The organism is Kocuria tytonicola, assembly GCF_003687455.1.
GTDB classification, from domain to species: Bacteria; Actinomycetota; Actinomycetes; order Actinomycetales; family Micrococcaceae; genus Kocuria; species Kocuria tytonicola.
The window spans coordinates 1-1,404 of the sequence record NZ_PHOA01000192.1; the positions used below are offsets into that span (position 1 = coordinate 1).

At 72.5% G+C, this 1,404-nt stretch carries 3 protein-coding genes; 2 read left to right on the forward strand and 1 reads right to left on the reverse strand.

Annotation, left to right across the window (positions count from 1 at the left end):
- The first annotated feature begins 26 nt into the window (after positions 1 to 26).
- The gene (locus CWC38_RS11775; RefSeq protein ID WP_121846889.1) at positions 27 to 830 is read left to right on the forward strand and encodes an ABC transporter permease; all 804 of its coding nucleotides are present in this window, start codon (positions 27 to 29) and stop codon (positions 828 to 830) included.
- 20 nt (positions 831 to 850) lie between these two features.
- Here CWC38_RS11775 and CWC38_RS12520 read toward each other — a convergent pair whose 3' ends face one another.
- Positions 851 to 1,204 carry an ATP-binding cassette domain-containing protein gene (locus CWC38_RS12520; protein WP_240625258.1) on the reverse strand — a complete coding sequence of 118 codons (354 nt, stop codon included), beginning with the start codon at positions 1,202 to 1,204 and terminating at the stop codon, positions 851 to 853.
- An 18-nt stretch (positions 1,205 to 1,222) separates the two neighbouring features.
- Between CWC38_RS12520 and CWC38_RS12525 the strand changes: the two genes are divergently transcribed.
- Positions 1,223 to 1,404: hypothetical protein (locus CWC38_RS12525; protein ID WP_240625259.1), on the forward strand; the 182-nt coding region annotated here is incomplete at its 3' end.

Sequence of the window (1,404 nt, forward strand, 5' to 3'; positions counted from 1 at the left end):
GCCCCCGCCCGAGAGGAGACCCGCGCATGAGCACGGCACCCACCACCCCGAAGACCGCGGCGCCCTGGACGCAGCCCCAGCTGGAGGGCCGCGGGCTCTCCTTCCTCACCCTGCTGCGCGTGGAGCTGCGCAAGCAGGTGGACACCCGCGCGGGGCGGGGGCTGCTGATCGCCATCGGCGTGCTCACCGCCCTCGTGCTGGGAGGGTTCATGTGGTTCGGGAGGGAGTCCGGGGCGCCCTTCCCGGTGCTGTTCTCGCTGACGATGACTCCGCAGGGCCTCCTGCTCCCCGTGCTGGGGATCATCACGGCGTGCAACGAGTGGAGCCAGCGCACCGCTCTGATCACGTTCACGCAGGAACCACGCAGGCTCCGCGTGGTGCTCGCCAAGCTGCTCTCTGCCGTGGTGCTGGGCACCATCGCGGTGACCCTCGCCTGGGTGCTCGCGCTCGCGGCCTTCCTGGTCCTGGCCGCGATCACCGGCCAGTCCCTGGCACCGGATCCGGACTGGGGGCAGCTCGCCGGAGTGTGGCTCACGCAGATGATCGTGGTGTTGCAGGGTGTGGCGTTCGGCCTGGCGGTGCTGTCCGTGCCGCTCGCGATCGTGGCCTACTTCGTGCTGCCCGTGCTGTTCAACACCGCAACCATGCTCGTGCCGATTCTCCGGGACCTCGGGGCGTGGGTGAACCTCAACGCGGCGGCCGGCCCGCTGACCGAGGGCGTGAACCTCACGGCCACGCAGTGGGGGCAGCTGGGCACTTCCTCGCTGCTGTGGATCGGTGTGCCGCTGCTGATCGGCATCTGGCGGGTGCTCACCCGCGAGGTGAAGTAGGGTCCGAGCGGGGGACACTCTCAGGCCTGGGAAGCGGCCCGCTCCATCCGCACCACCCGGTCCGCGAGCTCGGCCACGTCCGCGCCGTCGTGGGTGACGACCACCACCGTCCTCCCCGCGAGCACCCGGCGCAGCACCGCGCGCATCCGGGGCCGGGCGGCCACGTCCAGCGCGCTGAGGGGCTCGTCCAGCAGGACCACCCGGGGTTCCGCGGCCAGCACGCGCGCGATGGCCACCCGCTGGGCCTGACCACCCGAGAGCTCGTCCGGGTGCCGGTCCGCGAACTGCTCCGCCCCCACCTCCCGCAGCCACACCAGCGCACGACGCCGCCCTTCCGCCCTCCCGGCACCCCTCGCCCGGGGGCCGAACGCCACGTTCTCCAGGACACTGAGGTGGGGAACAGCAACGGCTCCTGGGCCATGAGAGCCACCCCGCGGCGGTGGGCGGGAACCCACACGGGACGCTCCCCCGAGCCGCCGCTCACCATGCACCGGAAACCCACGTGCACGCTGCCGTGGTCCGGGGCGATCAGGCCCGCGACCACGCCGAGCACCGTGGACTTCCCCACCCCCTT

Excerpts from the sequence above, each read along its gene's own strand:
- CWC38_RS11775 (WP_121846889.1), top strand. The coding sequence starts at position 27 with ATGAGCACGGCACCCACCACCCCGAAGACCGCGGCGCCCTGGACGCAG.